Origin of the sequence: Rhodocyclus gracilis, assembly GCF_009617575.1 — a bacterium.
Taxonomy (GTDB): Bacteria; Pseudomonadota; Gammaproteobacteria; order Burkholderiales; family Rhodocyclaceae; genus Rhodocyclus; species Rhodocyclus gracilis.
In genome coordinates this window covers 81,381-95,169 of sequence record NZ_WIXJ01000007.1, presented here as the reverse complement: position 1 = coordinate 95,169, position 13,789 = coordinate 81,381, and the positions used below count along the sequence as shown (strand labels likewise).

Below are 13,789 nucleotides of genomic sequence, written 5' to 3'. Positions count from 1 at the left end.
TCAGCGGCTTGGCGTTTCGTCGTACTGTCGGGAATGCGACATTGCCGGTATCAGGGTGACGCTGGGACGCCGTGTCGTTCCCGCGTGCCATCGCGTCCTCGGCGCCGCGAGCCTTCGCCGCGTGCTTTCCTAGCCGAGCGCGCGCGGCGTGTTGTGCACCGTCGCGGCGGCCCAGGGCGGCGCTTTGCGGACGGCAGGCCAGACCGGGCTGTCGATGGTCAGCGCCAGTTGTCGCGCCAGTTCGCTCATACCGGCGTAGCCGGCGTAGCCGAATTCGCGTTCCTGGTTGATGTCGAGGAAGGGAATGCGCGCTTTCAGCGCCGTGTACAGGTTGCGGCCGCCGGCGATGAGAACGTCGGCGCGGTAGTCCTTGTAGGCCGTGAGCAGCGCTTTCGGGCTGCCGTCGTCGATCATGCGGGCGTTTTCGCCCATCAGCTCGCGGATGCGCGCCTTGTCTTCTTCCGTCGACTTCTTGGTGCCGGTGGCGACGACTTCCATGCCGAGATCCTGCAAGGCGGAGACGATGGACCAGGATTTCACGCCGCCGGTGTAGAGCAGCACCCGCCGGCCCCGCAGGCGTTCGCGCCAGGGCGCCAGGGCGGCGTTGGCACGCGCCTCCTCGCGGGCGATGAGGATGTCCGTGCGCGCGCGCAGATCGTCGTCGTCGATGAGGTCGGCGAAGGCGCGCAGCGCCTGCGACATGTCGGCGACGCCGTAGAAGCTGCCTTCGAAGTACGGCACGCCGAAGCGCTCCTCGATGCCGCGTGCCACGTTGAGCAGCGCCTTGGCGCAGACGACCATGCTGGCCTCGGCGCGGTGCATGGTCTGCACTTCGTGAAAGCGTGCGTCGCCGGAGAGCGTGGAGAGAATGCGCAGCCCGAGTTCGTCAAAGAGCGGCGCGACATGCCAGAACTCGCCGGCGATGTTGTATTCGCCGATCAGGCTGATGTCGTGCACGCGAATGCCCGCCCGCTGGGCGTGTTCCGGCACCGGCGGCGGCTCGCGCGTGCCGATGACGTGCGTCAGCATCGCTTCGCCGGCGATCCGGTTGCCGAGGTTCTTGGTGCCGTAAAAGCCCGCACAGTCGACCGGGATGACGGGGACGCCGCAATGCTGCTGCGCGGCCTTGCAGACGGCTTCGACATCGTCGCCGATCAGCGCGGTGACGCAGGTGACGTAGACGAAGACCGCCGCCGGCGAATAGGTCGTCACCGCCTGGGCGATGGCGTGAAAGAGGCGTTTTTCGCCGCGCCCCATGATCACATCCTGCTCGGAGAGGTCGGTGGTCATGCCGATCTTGTAGAGCGTCGGCCCGGAGGAGCGGCTGCCACGGTTATCCCAGGAGGCGCCGGCGCAGGCAATCGGCCCGTGCACGATGTGCGCGACATCGGCAATCGGCAGCAGGGCGATCTGCGCGCCGTCGAAGGAGCAGCCGCCGGCGGTGGCGCCCGGCTTGGGGCGCGCGCAGCCGGATTTCTCCTTGGCGTTGTGCGCGCACGCCGGTTCGTTCTGCAGTTCGGCGAGGTGCGAGGTTTTCATGGCGTTGTCTCCGCTCTCCGTTGTCTCCTGCCGTTTTGCAAGGGCCGTGCCATCGCTAAGCCCATGATTTAGTGGAGATGTGGCGCGCGATAAGATGTCGCAAAGACGACAATCCGGGGCGGCGGCGTGGCGCATCGCCGTGACGGTAGAGGTGCGAGCGGGAAGGCGCGCGCGGCAGGGCCGAGCGGAAATGCCGAAAAAAAAGCTGAGAGGCCGGCGGAAAAACGGCACCGAGAGGAGGCGCGGAGCAGAGGCGCCGAGAAGTGGGGCGGCAGCGCCGCAGCGCTCAGCCGATCAGCGCGACGGCCTTGATCTGTGCCCACACCGACGCGCCCGGTGTCAGCGCGAGGAGATCGGCGGAGCGTCGGGTCAGTCGCGCCAGCAGCGGCGAGTTGCCGGCATTCAGTCGTACCAGGGCGAGCGCCGGATGCGGTTCGCCGGCGATCTCGTCGACCGTCGCCGGCAGCGCGTTCATGATGCTGCTGCCTTCCGGGCGTTCGAGGGCGATGCTGACGTCGCGGGCGAGGATGCGCAGGCGCACGCGGCTGCCGATGGCCTGTCCGCCGTCGCGCACCCACAGCTCGCCTCCGGGGAACTCGACGCGTGCCAGATGCCACCGGGCGTCGCGTTCGCGCACGTAGGCGTCGAGGACCACGCCGGCATCCTCGCCGAGCGGAATCGGCAGGTCGGTGCGCGCCAGCGTTTCGGCCAGCGGACCTTGGGCGACGATGGCGCCGGCGTCGAGGACGAGCAGATGGTCGGCCAGGCGCGCCACTTCGTCCGGCGCGTGGCTGACGTAGAGCACGGGAATGTCGAGCGTGTCGTGCAGGGTTTCGAGGTAGGGCAGGATTTCGTTCTTGCGCGCCAGATCGAGTGCGGCCAGCGGTTCGTCCATCAGCAGCAGTTCCGGGCCGGTGAGCAGTGCGCGGGCGATGGCAACGCGCTGTTGTTCGCCGCCGGAGAGGCGCGCCGGCATGCGTTCGAGCAGCGCGCCGATGCCGAGCAGTTCGATGATGTCGTCCCGCACGACGCGGCGGGCGGCGGCGCCGGCACGCCGCGCGCCGTAGTCGAGATTGCGCCCGACCGACAGGTGCGGGAAGAGATTGGCGTGCTGAAAGACGTAGCCGAGCGGTCGCCGATGCGTCGGCAGAAAGCTGGTGGCGTCTTGCCAGACGCTGTCGTTGACCCGCAGGTGGCTTGCCGGCCAGCGTTCGAGTCCGGCGATGGCGCGTAGCAGCGTGCTTTTGCCCGAGCCGGAGGGACCGAACAGCGCGGTGATGCCGTGCCCCGGCAGATCGAATTCCGCCGTCAGCGAAAACCCGGCGTAGCGGATGGCAAAGCGGGCGGCGATGCTCATACGCTGCGCTGCCAGCCGCGCAGATTGAGCGCGAGCAGAACGACGAAGGAGAACAGCAGCATGCCGCCGGCGAGCCAGTGCGCCTGACCGTATTCGAGTGCCTCGACGTGGTTGTAGATGGCCATCGACAGTACCTGTGTCTTGCCCGGAATATTGCCGCCGATCATCAGCACGACGCCGAATTCGCCGACGGTGTGGGCAAATCCCAGAATAGCGGCGGTAATGAAGCCCGGTCTGGCGAGCGGCAGGGCGACGCTGAGAAACGTGTCGAGCGGCGAGGCGCGTAGCGTCGCTGCCGCTTCCAGCGGCCCGTCGCCGATGGCGGCGAAGGCCTGTTGCAGGGGCTGAATGACGAAAGGCATCGAGTAGATCGCCGAGGCCAGCACCAGTCCGGGGAAGGTGAACGGCAGCAGGCCCAGCCCCAGTGCTTGCGTCAGTTGGCCGAGAGGCCCCTCCGGGCCGAGCAGTACCAGCAGATAGAAACCGAGCACGGCCGGCGGCAGGACCAGCGGCAGGGTGACGACGGCGCCGATGGGGCCTTTCAGCCAGTGCTGGCTGCGCGCCAGCCACCAGGCGATGGGCGTGCCGACGAGCAGCAGCAGCAGGGTGGTCAGTCCGGCCAGACGCAGGGTCAGGCCGATGGCGGCGAGGTCGTCCGGACTCAGCATGCACACAGCGCGACGGCGACGTCGCAGGGCGGGGCGTAGAAAGGGGCGGAGGTAACCAGCAGGCCAGCGCCCGCTGCTACATAGGCCGCAGCATTGTCGGCATCGACGCCGCCGGCGGCGGCCAGCAGCAGCGGACGCGTTGCACGCGTTGAATGCGCTGCATTTGCTGCATTCGCCGATAGGGCGGCACGACACTCGGCGACGGCCGCCGGCGTGAATTTCTCAAGCTGCAAGGCATCCGCGCCCGCCCTTGCCCAGCGCACGGCGGTAGCGATGTCGCTGACTTCGACCATGATCTGTTTTTCCGGCTCCTGCTGGCGCAGGCGGGCGATGGTCTCTCCCGGCGTCTCGCTGAGGAAGGCGCGGTGCTCGGCGAAGATCAGCAGGGTTTCCGAGAGGCCCAGACGGTGCATGCGTGCGCCGCCGGCGCGTACCGCCTTGACCGAGAGGGCCTTCGTTCCTGGCGCGCTCTTGCGCGTACAGGCCACCGTCACGCCGTTGGCGGCGGCGACGATCCGCGCTGCGCGGCTGGCGATGCCGCTGCTCCATTCGATCAGTACCTGCGCCGTCTTCCACGCATGGTGCAGGGCGGCTGCCGTGCCCGTGGCGACGAAAATGAGGTCGTCTGCCGCCAAGGGGGTGCCGGAGCGGGCGGGTTCGGAAACCTGTAGCCCGGCCAGCTCGCACAGGCGTGCTGCTTCTTCGCTGCCGCACAGGCGCATGGCTTGCCGGGCGCGGAATTCGCAGCGCCCCGTGACAGCACCGATGCCGAGCGTCGCGGTGCTGAGGTCACCGTAGGGTGCGTCGTCGGAGAGCAGGCGGTGCAGGGCGTCGTCGGAGAGGATGCTCATCAGTGGCGGGAAAAAACGTCGTGCAGTGCGCACAGCACCCGCGTGACGTCGGCACGCGGCGCGGCGAGTTCTTCGCCGGCCAGCACCTTCGTCACGGCGTGCAGGGGATCGCTTTCGGCGGTCAGCAGGACGCGGGCGCCGCGTTTGGCCATGTGGCGTACGAAGCCGTCGCCGGCGCTGGCGGCGATGATGAGTTCGGCGCCATCCAGCGGGTGCGGGCCTTCTCCGCTGAAATGGTGAATCACCTGCTCGCGCGCCAGTTCGATGCGTTCGGGAGCGGGCGGCGCCTGCGTTGGCAGGCAGTCGTAGAGCAGCCATTCGCGCGTCTGCCCGGCGTGGCGGGCAATCGTCGCGAAATGGCGGGTGGCGATAGCGATCTTCATGGGGAAACCCTAGGGCGGCAGGGACGCCGGGCGGGTGCCCCCGGCGCCTTTGCCGTCGTTCAGTGGTGTTGGCAGCGTTTAAAAATCGTAGCCGTAGGCGCGCAGGACGGCGCGTGCCTTGTCGCCGCGCAGATATTTCATCAGGGACTCGGCGGCGGCTTTGTCGCGTCCTTTGGCGAGGATCACGGCGTCCTGCCGGATCGGCTGGTAGAGGTGGGCTGGGACGATCCAGGCGGAGCCTTCGCTGATCTTGCCGTCTTTATAGACCTGCGAGAGCGCGACGAAGCCGAGTTCGGCATTGCCGGAGGCGACGAACTGGTAGGCCTGGGTGATGTTTTCGGCGGTGACGAACTTCGCCTGAACGGCGTCGAGGAGGCCGAGCGCCTTCAGGGTTTCGAGGCCGGCTTCGCCGTAGGGGGCGAGTTTCGGATTGGCCAGCGAGAGGTGCTGGAATTCGTTCTTTTTGAGCACTTCGCCCTTGTCGTCGACGTAGCCGTCTTTCTTGCTCCACAGGACGAGCTTGCCGATGGCGTAGGTGAAGCGGCTGCCGCGCACCGCGTCGCCTTCCTTTTCGAGCTTGATCGGCGTTTCGTCGTCGGCGGCGAGGAGGATTTCAAACGGCGCGCCGGCCTTGATCTGCGCGTAGAACTTGCCAGTCGAGCCGAACGACGGCACCACCTTGTGGCCCGTATCTTTCTCGAAGTCGCTGGCGATCTGCTTCATCGGCGCGGTGAAATTGGCGGCGACGGCGACCGAGACTTCATCGGCGCGGGCGCCGACCGCGATGGCCGACAGGGCCGCGCCGGCCAGCACGCTGCCAAGGAGACGGAAAAAGCGAGGGGAGTTCATCGTGGAGGGCATGGTGGAAGCGCTTCCTTCTGAGGTGAGTGGAATGCGGGGGCAGGGCGATTCGTGGTGTGGGGCGGCCATCAGCGTTGCATGGCGTTGTCGCAGTGGCGTGATCGAAGTCCCTTAGTCAAAGGTGGCGAGCAGGACGCTGGCGGCGTTGATGACGGCGCAGGCGTCGGCGCCTTCGTGCAGGGCCAGCGCGGCGACGCTGTCGCGGGTGACGATGGCGGTGACGTTGCGGCCGCCGGGGAGGGCCAGCGTGATTTCTGAATTCACGGCGCCTTCGTGGATACGCGCGACCGTTCCCCAGAGATGGTTGCGCGCCGAGGTGCGCGCCGCCGGCTCCGTCATCAGGATCACCGACTGCGCCTTGACGAAGGCGTGGACTTCGCGGCCGATGGCGAGTCCGAGGTTTTCGGCGCTCTCGCGGGTGATCATGGCGGTGATTTCCTGATTGCCGTCAAAACGCAGCGAGACTTCGAAGTTGACGGCGCCTTCGCGCAGTGCCGAGACCGGGCCGACGAACTGGTTGCGCGCGCTGGTCTTCATCTGCATGCGGCGCAGCAGAGTGCGAAATTGCGCCACATCGCCGCCTTCGCCGAGTTTTTCGGAGAGGCGGTCGAGGGTGTCCTGATATTCGACTTCCATCGCCCGATAGAGCGCCACCAAGCGGCGTCCGTAGTCGGTCAGCCGGGTGCCGCCGCCGTGGCGGCCGCCGGCCGAGCGTTCGACGAGCGGCTGTTCGGCGAGGTTGTTCATGGCGTCGACGGCGTCCCAGGCGGCTTTGTAGGAGATCGGCACGGTCTTCGCGGCCTGCGTGATCGAGCCATGCTGGCCGATGGCTTCGAGCAGACGGATGCGGGTATCGCCAAGGAAGTTGCCAAACTCGGTCTCGACGGCGAGTTTGCCGACGAGTTTCGACGAGGACGATGTCGTCACCGCGTATTCCTTTGTAGTGTTTTCTATATAACGGATGGGTGAATTTATAACCCGACGGGGTAGCGGGTAAAGCGGAATCTTTTTATTTTCCGCGCTCGTTCAGCGCGGCATCGTATTGCTCAGGGAGTAGAAGCGATGGGCGACGCCGAGCGCGTAATTGCCGACGATCTGCCGGTAGATCAGCCAGCGCTCGTCGCGCATGCGCCAGGCGACGGTCGTTTCGGCGTAGGTCGGCTCTTCGTAGAACATTTCGTCGTCGTCCGAGCGCAGGCTCGTCAGAACGAAGCGATAGGCGCAGTAGCACGCCTGCTCGTTCTCGTCGTAGCCGTTGGTGCGGTTCGCCAGAATTTCGTACTCGTGCAGGATCTCGAAGCGCAGGGGGACGATTACCAGATCCTTGTACGCCGGCGGCAGGTCGTCCTGCCAGCGCACGTCCTGTGTGTCGCGCGCCGGACGTCGCGGCGCCCGGAAGTGGCTGTGCCAGACCGCGTCCTGCGTGTGGTGTATGGGGGTCTTGTCCATGGCGTGGCGGCGCGCGGGCTTCAGTTTTCCGGCGCGAAACAGAGGGAATAGTCGTGGCAGTCGGCGCAGTGCGGCGACTTGCAGATCGGGATGCCGGCACGGGCGCAGAGCTGGCGGTAAAAAAACTTCTTCCATTTCATGTTGCCGCTGTTGGCGGCGTAGAGCGCCGGGAAGTATTCGGCCATCAGCGCCGACAGCGCATCGCGGCTGGGGAGCCCCATGTCCTGCCAGAGGTGGTTTTCGCCCATCGCCGCCGAGGCCATCGCATAGGCGAGCCAAGCCTGCGCCTCGCTGGGCGATTGGCCTTGCGCGAGGAGCAGTTCGAGCAGTTCGTCGAATTCATCGCATTCGTTGAATTTTTCCGCCGCTTCGATCGCGCGCGTTGCGGCACGGAGGCGCGTCGTTTCATCGGGGGCGAGGGGACTCGCCGCCGGGGTTGCCGCGTCCGCCGACGGCGGGCGTGCCAGCGATGCCTCGTCGAGCGCCAGTGCTTGCAGCAGGCGGTGCCAACTCGCCGGGGCGAGGCCGCGGATCGGCGGCGTGCGCTGCGCGGCGATGCCGGCGCGAATGACACCGATGAGTGCGTGACGTAGTGATTCCGGCAGTGTTTCTGGCTGCTGCTCCGGCAACGTCTTCGGCAGCGGCTCGCTGGCGTGGCGGTGGGGGGGCTGCGTCGCTGCGCGCGCGGGCGAGGCGGGAGGGACTGCGTGAATGGATGTCGCGACAAGCGGTGCGGGGAGAAGTGGCGCAGCGAGAATAGGCGCAGCGCGGAGCGACGCGGATCGCGGCGCGTGTCGTGGGGAGTGGAGTGAGTACGCCACGGGGCCTCCTCGCTAGAAGCTGTAGGGGCGGTGCAGGCTGTCGGTGACGACGTCGAGATCGCGCTGCGGCAGGTAGTGGAAGCCGGCGTGCATGTCTTCGACGACAGCGACGGTGACTGCGAGAGGCACGGCCTTGCTCGTCAGGGTGTGAAAAAACCAGGCCATCGGGTAACCGGCCTGCCGGTCGAAGGCGGTCAGCGCCTCCTGTAGCGCGCGTCCGCGCATGCCGACGCAGCTGGCGAAGGTGGGGGCGCCCTTTCCGGCGGCGGCCAGAGGACGGGCCTGGTAGATCGTCTGATGGTAGCGGTCGACGTACTCGCGCAGCGCCAGCAGCCAGTGAGTCGAGAAGAGCGTGCTGGCGCCGGCACTCGAACGCTGCCAGTCGTCGATGAAGCGATGCACAGCCTGAGGCTGCGGCTTTTGCGCGCGCAGGGTGGCGAGAAAGTCGCCGACATGGGCGAGCCGGCGCAGCGAGTAGAACGGTGCGCCGATGGGCAGATTGAGGCGCGCCGTGTCTTCGCCGGGATCGATCAGCTCTTCGAGGCTGGTCGGCTGCGACGGGGCGTCGTCGTCGACCAGCACATGGCTGACCACTTCCTGCAATTCTTCGATTTCCAGTTGCAGCATGTCGGTGGCCGCCGGGCCGATCTGTGCGACCCAGTAGTGCGTCTTGCCGTTCAGGCATGTCGCGCGCAGGCCGCGCGCCGCGCAATCGTCGGCGAGGGCGTGCAGGTCGCCGCCGTGGCTTGCCAGTGCGTCCTCGGCCCAGCGTCCGAGTTGTGCCGCCACGCGCTCGCCGTTGCCATCGATGACGCTGCCCAGCCGGTACCAGCCGCCACGTGTCAGAGCCTCGCGAAAGCGCACGCCGGGCACCAGTCGCGCCAGCGTTTCGGCGAGCTGACGTGCCAGCGTCTGCGAGGCTCCCGGCGTCGGTAGGCCGCCTTGCTGCGCGGAGAGCATGACGCAGCTGTCGTCGATGGCGTCGGCAAGTGTGCGCAGGTCGGGCGTGTCGAGAAGAGCAGGCATGGTGTTTTACTTCCGGAGAAAAAAACGGGGCGTTGCCGGGCTGCGGAAAAGCGTGCGTGCGGCGCTCGCGGCGGCTGTTGCGTCCCTTGCATGCGCTGCCACTGACGCGCCCGCAGCGCCCGGCCGTGCGGCAGCGCGAAGGAGGGTCGGCTCAGTCTTCATCATGCAGGGCGACGACGAGGCCGCTGGCGCTGGCGGGGTCGGTGGTGAGCGACAGGCAGTGTTCGCCGGCGCTGACGAAGTAGAGCGAGCAGACCTCATTGCTGGCGGCCGGCGACAGGCGGGCGGGCGTGTCGTCGTCGGCGCAGACGGTGATGTTGTGGAGGCCGGGAAAGCGTTCGCGCAGGAGGTGGGCGAGCCCGTCGCCACAGGCGGCCGGGCCACGCGCGCCGGCGACTGTCGCGAGGACGCCGTGCAGGACGGCATCGTCGATCATGATGCTTCTCCGTGTTCGAGCAGTTCGCGGAAGGGAGTGAGCGAGGCGGCGGTGACGCCCATGACCTTCGCCAGCCAGGGCGGCGGCGTTTGCAGCGCCTGTTGCAGGCGGCCAAGCACGGCGCGCGCTTCGCCGCCTTGCGCCACCTTCACCGGATGCACGCCGGCGCGCACTACCTTGGCGGCGGCGGGGCCACCAATCGACTGGAAGTAGCCGAGCTGGCAGTCGCCGATCAGGGCGGCGCGCGACAGGTTGCGGTCCTCGGCGGCGTCGGCTTCGAGCGTGGGGCGGACGGCGATCAGGCGGATATCCGACGGCGATACCTGATAGATCAGGAAGCGTTCGCAGGAGCCGAAATGCCCGTCGAGCAGCTCGTCATGGTTGGAGGCGCAGGCGACGCGGATGGAGCCCGGCGCAGCGTCGCCGGCGAGCCCGTCGAGCGGCGGCAGGTCGCTGCCGCTGACGCCTTCGCCCCACAGACAGCGCACGGCGCGCTTCAGGGCATCGGCGCTGACGCCGACGACACAGTTTTCGTCGGCGTGGTCACCGGCGAGGATTTCGCGCAGATCGTCCACCGTCATCGCCGTCAGCCGTAGTTCCGTCAGCGGCAGGCCAAGGCGTCCGACGATGGCGGTGACCAGCGAGGCGGCGCCGACGGCCGGCAGTTCGCGGGCGGCCAGGGCGATGCGCAGGGCCGCTTCGCGTGTCATGGACGGGCTCATGATGCTCTCCCGCTCAGAGATAGACGATGCAGGTGTCGCCGGACGGGCAGGTGTCGACACAGCGCGGCGTATCGGCATCGCCTTCGCATTCGGTGCACGTGTCCTTGTTGATCTTGAAGATGCCGCTCTTTTCGGTGATCGACTGGGTCGGGCAGACCGTCGCGCAGTCGCCGCAGGAGGTGCATTCCGCTTGTACGATTTTCATGGCCATGATGGTTCTCCTATGCCGGGTTACTCAACGCCGTCGAGCCGTTTGGCCCGGACGGAAATGGGCAGGCGCGCCGGAGCGGCCTGCGGTTCGATGAAATAGACGCCGCCGTTGCCGAGACGGATTTCGCCGCCCCATTTTTCGGGGGTATCGAATTCCATCGAGAGGATGCTGTCCTCGATGTCGCGCTTGGGCATGTAGAAGACGTAGCCCTTGTCGTTCCTGCGAATCATGATGTTCGCCATGCGCTTTCTCCTGCCTTTTCCTGGCGAGGCGGCGCGGGGGAAATCCGCGCCGCCCCTTTCGTCAGCGGACGAGGTCGTGGTTGTAGTCGGTGGTGCCCATGCCGCGCGTTTCGTCGTCGAGCCGTTCCAGCACGGCGTTGGTCAGCGTGGTGAGGATGTACATCGCGCCCTCGTAGCCCAGCGTCGTCATGCGGTGCAGGTGGTGACGGTCGAAGATCGGGAAGCCGATGCGGATCAGCGGCACCTCGAACTCGCGGCCCTTGTGCAGCGTGTCGCGCTGGATGTACTTGCCGTAGCTGCTGCCGATGATGAAGTCCGGCTTGTCGGTGAAGCACAGGCTGCGCAGGTGCCACAGGTCGGCGCCCGGATAGGTCTTGGCGGAGGCGCCGTAGGGCGAGCTTTCGAGCAGCTTCTTCATCGCCTTGTCCCAGCGCTTGCCACCGTTGGTGCTGACGATGTGTGTCGGCTCGATGCCGAATTCGAGCAGCACCTTGACCATGCCGAGGGTGAAGTCGGGGTCGCCGTAGACCGCCATCTTCTTGCCGTGCAGCCAGGCGTGCGAGTCGGTCATCATGTCGAGCAGACGGCCGCGTTCGAGCGTCAGCGAGGGCGGAATTTCCTTGCCCGTCAGCTCGGCGATCTTCATCAGCCATTCGTCTGTCCAGGCAACGCCCATCGGGATGTTGAGCTTCGGCACCTCGTGGTTCCACGTCGTCTCGACGAACTTCTTGGTCTTGTCGAGGCCGAGCGGTTGCAGCAGAACGGTGGTGATGGCGTTCGGCGCATCCTTCACCTCGTCCATCGTCGTGCCGCCCGCGTACATGCGGAATTCACCGTCGGCCGGTGTGTCGAGGACCTCTTCCGGATCGGAGAGCATCGTGTACTCGACGCCCATCTCGCGCAGCATGCGCTTGATGACGCGGTAGTTGCCGAGGTAGGTCTCGAAACCGGGAACGATGTTGATCTTGCCGTTCTTGCCCGGCGCCTTGCCTTCCATCGTGTTCAGCGTGAAGTACCGGAGAATGCCTTCTTCCATGTTGTCCCAGCCGGTCACGTGCGAGCCGACAAAGCTCGGCGTGTGGGCAAAGGGAACGGGGAAGTCCTTGGCGATGTAGCCTTCGTTCTTGGCGTTGTTGATGAAGGCGTTCAGGTCGTCGCCGATCACCTCGGCGATGCAGGTCGTCGACACGGCGATCATCTCGGCGCCATAGAGCTTGGAGGCGTTGGCGAGGCCTTCGTGGATGTTCTTCTGCCCGCCGAAGACAGCGGCGTCTTCCGTCATCGAGTCGGCGATGAAGGCAATCGGCTCCTTGAAGTGACGGTTGAAGTAGGTGCGGAAGTAGGCGACGCAGCCTTGCGAGCCGTGGATGTAGACCATGGTCTTCTTGAAGCCCAGACCGCACAGGGCGGAACCAAGCGGCTGACAGGTCTTGGCCGGGTTGATGGTCAGCGCTTCGCGCTTGAAGTTGAGATCCTGATACTCCTGCGTCGTCGTCCAGGCGAAGGTCTCGGCGACCTTGTCCTTGCCCGGCGCCTCTTCGAAGGTGCCGCGCTTGCGGGCGATCATGTCCTGATAGTCGTCCGCCCGGAACAGCGGGTAGCACGGCTTGATCTTGTCTATGGTTTGCATCGTCATCTCCTTGGCCCGGCCACCAATCTGTGGACAGCGGGCGTGTCACTTGACCGGTGGGCGGCGACGGCACTGACGCCGCGCCCACCTGCTCGTTGTCTTACGCCACCAGCTTCTGTTCTTCCTGCGCGGCCTTGCTCCACGGCGCCTTGAGCAGGCCCCAGCAGGGGTTGTTCAGCGTCAGGTCCATGTCGCGGGCGAAGATGGCGAAGCCGTCGTAGCCGTGGTACGGCCCCGAGTAGTCCCACGAGTGGAGCTGGCGGAAGGGCACGCCCATCTTGTGGAAGACGTACTTTTCCTTGATGCCGGAACCGATCAGATCGGGCTTCATGGCTTTGACGAACTCGTCGAGTTCGTGGCCGGTCGCGTCGTCGTAAATCAGCGTGGCATCGCCCATTTCCTTGATCGTCCGGTCGTAGTCGTCGTTGTGGGCGAATTCGTAGCCCGTGCCGACCACTTCCATGCCGAGATCTTCGTAGGCGCCGACGACGTGACGCGGGCGCAGGCCACCGACGTACAGCATCACCTTCTTGCCCTGCAGGCGCGGCTTGTACTTGGCGATCACCTCGTTCATCAGCGGCGTGTACTTGGCGATGACGCGCTCGGCGCCTTCCTTGATGTGGTCGTCGAAGTGCGCGGCGATGGCACGCAGACTTTCGGCGATCTTGGTCGGGCCGAAGAAGTTGTATTCCATCCACGGAATGCCGTACTTCTCTTCCATGTGGCGCGAGATGTAGTTCATCGAACGGTAGCAGTGCAGCAGGTTCAGCTTGACGTTCGGGGTGTTCTCCATCTCGGCGAGCGTGCCGTCGCCGGACCACTGGGCGACGACGCGCAGGCCCATTTCTTCGAGCAGAATGCGCGACGCCCAGGCGTCGCCGCCGATGTTGTAGTCGCCAAGGATGGCGACGTCGTACGGCGTCTTTTCAAAGGCCTGACCGTCGCGGTTGGAGAGGATCCAGTCGCGCACCGAGTCATTGGCGATGTGGTGGCCGAGCGATTGCGAAACGCCACGGAAGCCCTCGCAGCGCACCGGCACGACCGGCTTGCCGATCTCGACGGCGGCTTTCTTGGCGACGGCTTCGATGTCGTCGCCGATCAGCCCGACCGGGCATTCGGACTGGATCGAGATGCCCTTGTTGAGCGGGAATAGCATCTCGATTTCGCTGATCAGCTTGGCGAGTTTCTTGTCGCCGCCGAAGACGATGTCCTTTTCCTGAAAGTCGGACGTGAAATTGATCTCGCAGAAGGAGTCGATGCCGGTGGTGCCGACATAGTAGTTGCGGCGTCCGCCACGGGCGTACTGGCCGCAGCCGATGGGGCCGTGGGAGATCGAGATCATGTCCTTGATCGGCCCCCAGACGACGCCCTTCGAGCCGGCGTAGGCGCAGCCGCGCATGGTCATCACGCCCGGCAGCGACTTGCGGTTGGAAGTAATGCACTTCTTGGACGATTCCAGCGAGACGTCGTTGACCATGATGTGCTTGGCACGGTCTTTTCTCGCCTTTTCGGGATAAACCTCAAGCACCTCCTGGATGAGGGCTTCGGTTTCTTCGCGGGTTAGCGCAGCCATAATGCTGTTCCTTTCCTCAC

The 13,789-nt window shown here is 66.0% G+C and carries 16 protein-coding genes; all 16 read right to left on the bottom strand.

Features of this window, described 5'->3' with window-relative positions:
- Positions 1–129 precede the first annotated feature (129 nt).
- The 16 genes from nifE to nifD all read right to left on the bottom strand — a co-directional run bounded on the left by nifE (position 130) and on the right by nifD (position 13,769).
- A complete protein-coding gene (nifE, locus tag GHK24_RS10455) occupies positions 130–1,539 on the bottom strand; it encodes a nitrogenase iron-molybdenum cofactor biosynthesis protein NifE (RefSeq protein WP_153472821.1) in 1,410 nt (469 codons plus the stop codon).
- Positions 1,540–1,825: 286 nt separating this feature from the next.
- The gene (gene modC / locus GHK24_RS10450) at positions 1,826–2,896 is read right to left on the bottom strand and encodes a molybdenum ABC transporter ATP-binding protein (RefSeq protein WP_153472820.1); all 1,071 of its coding nucleotides are present in this window, start codon (positions 2,894–2,896) and stop codon (positions 1,826–1,828) included.
- Positions 2,893–3,564, bottom strand: a complete 672-nt coding sequence (gene modB, locus GHK24_RS10445; RefSeq protein ID WP_153472819.1) for a molybdate ABC transporter permease subunit — start codon at positions 3,562–3,564, stop codon at positions 2,893–2,895. Before modB ends, modC begins: the two co-directional genes overlap by 4 nt.
- The gene (gene modD, locus GHK24_RS10440; RefSeq protein ID WP_153472818.1) at positions 3,558–4,415 is read right to left on the bottom strand and encodes a ModD protein; all 858 of its coding nucleotides are present in this window, start codon (positions 4,413–4,415) and stop codon (positions 3,558–3,560) included. Before modD ends, modB begins: the two co-directional genes overlap by 7 nt.
- Complete coding sequence (locus tag GHK24_RS10435) at positions 4,415–4,798, bottom strand: NifB/NifX family molybdenum-iron cluster-binding protein (RefSeq protein WP_153472817.1); 384 nt, start codon at positions 4,796–4,798, stop codon at positions 4,415–4,417. Before GHK24_RS10435 ends, modD begins: the two co-directional genes overlap by 1 nt.
- A gap of 78 nt (positions 4,799–4,876) precedes the next feature.
- Complete coding sequence (gene modA / locus GHK24_RS10430) at positions 4,877–5,659, bottom strand: molybdate ABC transporter substrate-binding protein (RefSeq protein ID WP_228384659.1); 783 nt, start codon at positions 5,657–5,659, stop codon at positions 4,877–4,879.
- 111 nt (positions 5,660–5,770) lie between these two features.
- The gene (locus GHK24_RS13910; RefSeq protein WP_340666170.1) at positions 5,771–6,586 is read right to left on the bottom strand and encodes a TOBE domain-containing protein; all 816 of its coding nucleotides are present in this window, start codon (positions 6,584–6,586) and stop codon (positions 5,771–5,773) included.
- A 99-nt stretch (positions 6,587–6,685) separates the two neighbouring features.
- Positions 6,686–7,108, bottom strand: coding sequence for a hypothetical protein (locus tag GHK24_RS10420; protein WP_153472816.1), 423 nt, complete (start codon positions 7,106–7,108; stop codon positions 6,686–6,688).
- A gap of 20 nt (positions 7,109–7,128) precedes the next feature.
- Complete coding sequence (locus GHK24_RS10415) at positions 7,129–7,737, bottom strand: nitrogen fixation protein NifQ (RefSeq protein WP_228384658.1); 609 nt, start codon at positions 7,735–7,737, stop codon at positions 7,129–7,131.
- Positions 7,738–7,941: 204 nt separating this feature from the next.
- Positions 7,942–8,955, bottom strand: coding sequence for a hypothetical protein (locus tag GHK24_RS10410; protein ID WP_153472815.1), 1,014 nt, complete (start codon positions 8,953–8,955; stop codon positions 7,942–7,944).
- Positions 8,956–9,106: 151 nt separating this feature from the next.
- Complete coding sequence (locus GHK24_RS10405) at positions 9,107–9,391, bottom strand: DUF6129 family protein (protein ID WP_153472814.1); 285 nt, start codon at positions 9,389–9,391, stop codon at positions 9,107–9,109.
- On the bottom strand, positions 9,388–10,113 hold the full coding sequence (locus tag GHK24_RS10400; protein ID WP_153472813.1) for a dinitrogenase iron-molybdenum cofactor N-terminal domain-containing protein: 726 nt from the start codon (positions 10,111–10,113) through the stop codon (positions 9,388–9,390). The genes GHK24_RS10405 and GHK24_RS10400 overlap by 4 nt, the downstream gene beginning before the upstream one ends.
- Before the next feature lie 13 nt (positions 10,114–10,126).
- The gene (locus GHK24_RS10395; protein ID WP_153472812.1) at positions 10,127–10,324 is read right to left on the bottom strand and encodes a 4Fe-4S binding protein; all 198 of its coding nucleotides are present in this window, start codon (positions 10,322–10,324) and stop codon (positions 10,127–10,129) included.
- Between the two features lie 20 nt (positions 10,325–10,344).
- Positions 10,345–10,566, bottom strand: coding sequence for a putative nitrogen fixation protein NifT (nifT, locus tag GHK24_RS10390; protein WP_153472811.1), 222 nt, complete (start codon positions 10,564–10,566; stop codon positions 10,345–10,347).
- A 61-nt stretch (positions 10,567–10,627) separates the two neighbouring features.
- Positions 10,628–12,196, bottom strand: a complete 1,569-nt coding sequence (gene nifK / locus GHK24_RS10385) for a nitrogenase molybdenum-iron protein subunit beta (protein WP_153472810.1) — start codon at positions 12,194–12,196, stop codon at positions 10,628–10,630.
- A 100-nt stretch (positions 12,197–12,296) separates the two neighbouring features.
- The gene (gene nifD, locus GHK24_RS10380) at positions 12,297–13,769 is read right to left on the bottom strand and encodes a nitrogenase molybdenum-iron protein alpha chain (protein WP_153472809.1); all 1,473 of its coding nucleotides are present in this window, start codon (positions 13,767–13,769) and stop codon (positions 12,297–12,299) included.
- Positions 13,770–13,789 lie beyond the last annotated feature (20 nt).

Excerpts from the sequence above, each read along its gene's own strand:
- GHK24_RS10400 (WP_153472813.1), bottom strand. The coding sequence starts at position 10,113 with ATGAGCCCGTCCATGACACGCGAAGCGGCCCTGCGCATCGCCCTGGCC.
- nifD (WP_153472809.1), bottom strand. The coding sequence starts at position 13,769 with ATGGCTGCGCTAACCCGCGAAGAAACCGAAGCCCTCATCCAGGAGGTG.
- modB (WP_153472819.1), bottom strand. The coding sequence starts at position 3,564 with ATGCTGAGTCCGGACGACCTCGCCGCCATCGGCCTGACCCTGCGTCTG.
- nifK (WP_153472810.1), bottom strand. The coding sequence starts at position 12,196 with ATGCAAACCATAGACAAGATCAAGCCGTGCTACCCGCTGTTCCGGGCG.
- modD (WP_153472818.1), bottom strand. The coding sequence starts at position 4,415 with ATGAGCATCCTCTCCGACGACGCCCTGCACCGCCTGCTCTCCGACGAC.
- GHK24_RS10405 (WP_153472814.1), bottom strand. The coding sequence starts at position 9,391 with ATGATCGACGATGCCGTCCTGCACGGCGTCCTCGCGACAGTCGCCGGC.
- nifE (WP_153472821.1), bottom strand. The coding sequence starts at position 1,539 with ATGAAAACCTCGCACCTCGCCGAACTGCAGAACGAACCGGCGTGCGCG.
- modA (WP_228384659.1), bottom strand. The coding sequence starts at position 5,659 with ATGCCCTCCACGATGAACTCCCCTCGCTTTTTCCGTCTCCTTGGCAGC.
- GHK24_RS10410 (WP_153472815.1), bottom strand. The coding sequence starts at position 8,955 with ATGCCTGCTCTTCTCGACACGCCCGACCTGCGCACACTTGCCGACGCC.
- GHK24_RS10420 (WP_153472816.1), bottom strand. The coding sequence starts at position 7,108 with ATGGACAAGACCCCCATACACCACACGCAGGACGCGGTCTGGCACAGC.
- modC (WP_153472820.1), bottom strand. The coding sequence starts at position 2,896 with ATGAGCATCGCCGCCCGCTTTGCCATCCGCTACGCCGGGTTTTCGCTG.
- nifT (WP_153472811.1), bottom strand. The coding sequence starts at position 10,566 with ATGGCGAACATCATGATTCGCAGGAACGACAAGGGCTACGTCTTCTAC.
- GHK24_RS10435 (WP_153472817.1), bottom strand. The coding sequence starts at position 4,798 with ATGAAGATCGCTATCGCCACCCGCCATTTCGCGACGATTGCCCGCCAC.
- GHK24_RS10395 (WP_153472812.1), bottom strand. The coding sequence starts at position 10,324 with ATGGCCATGAAAATCGTACAAGCGGAATGCACCTCCTGCGGCGACTGC.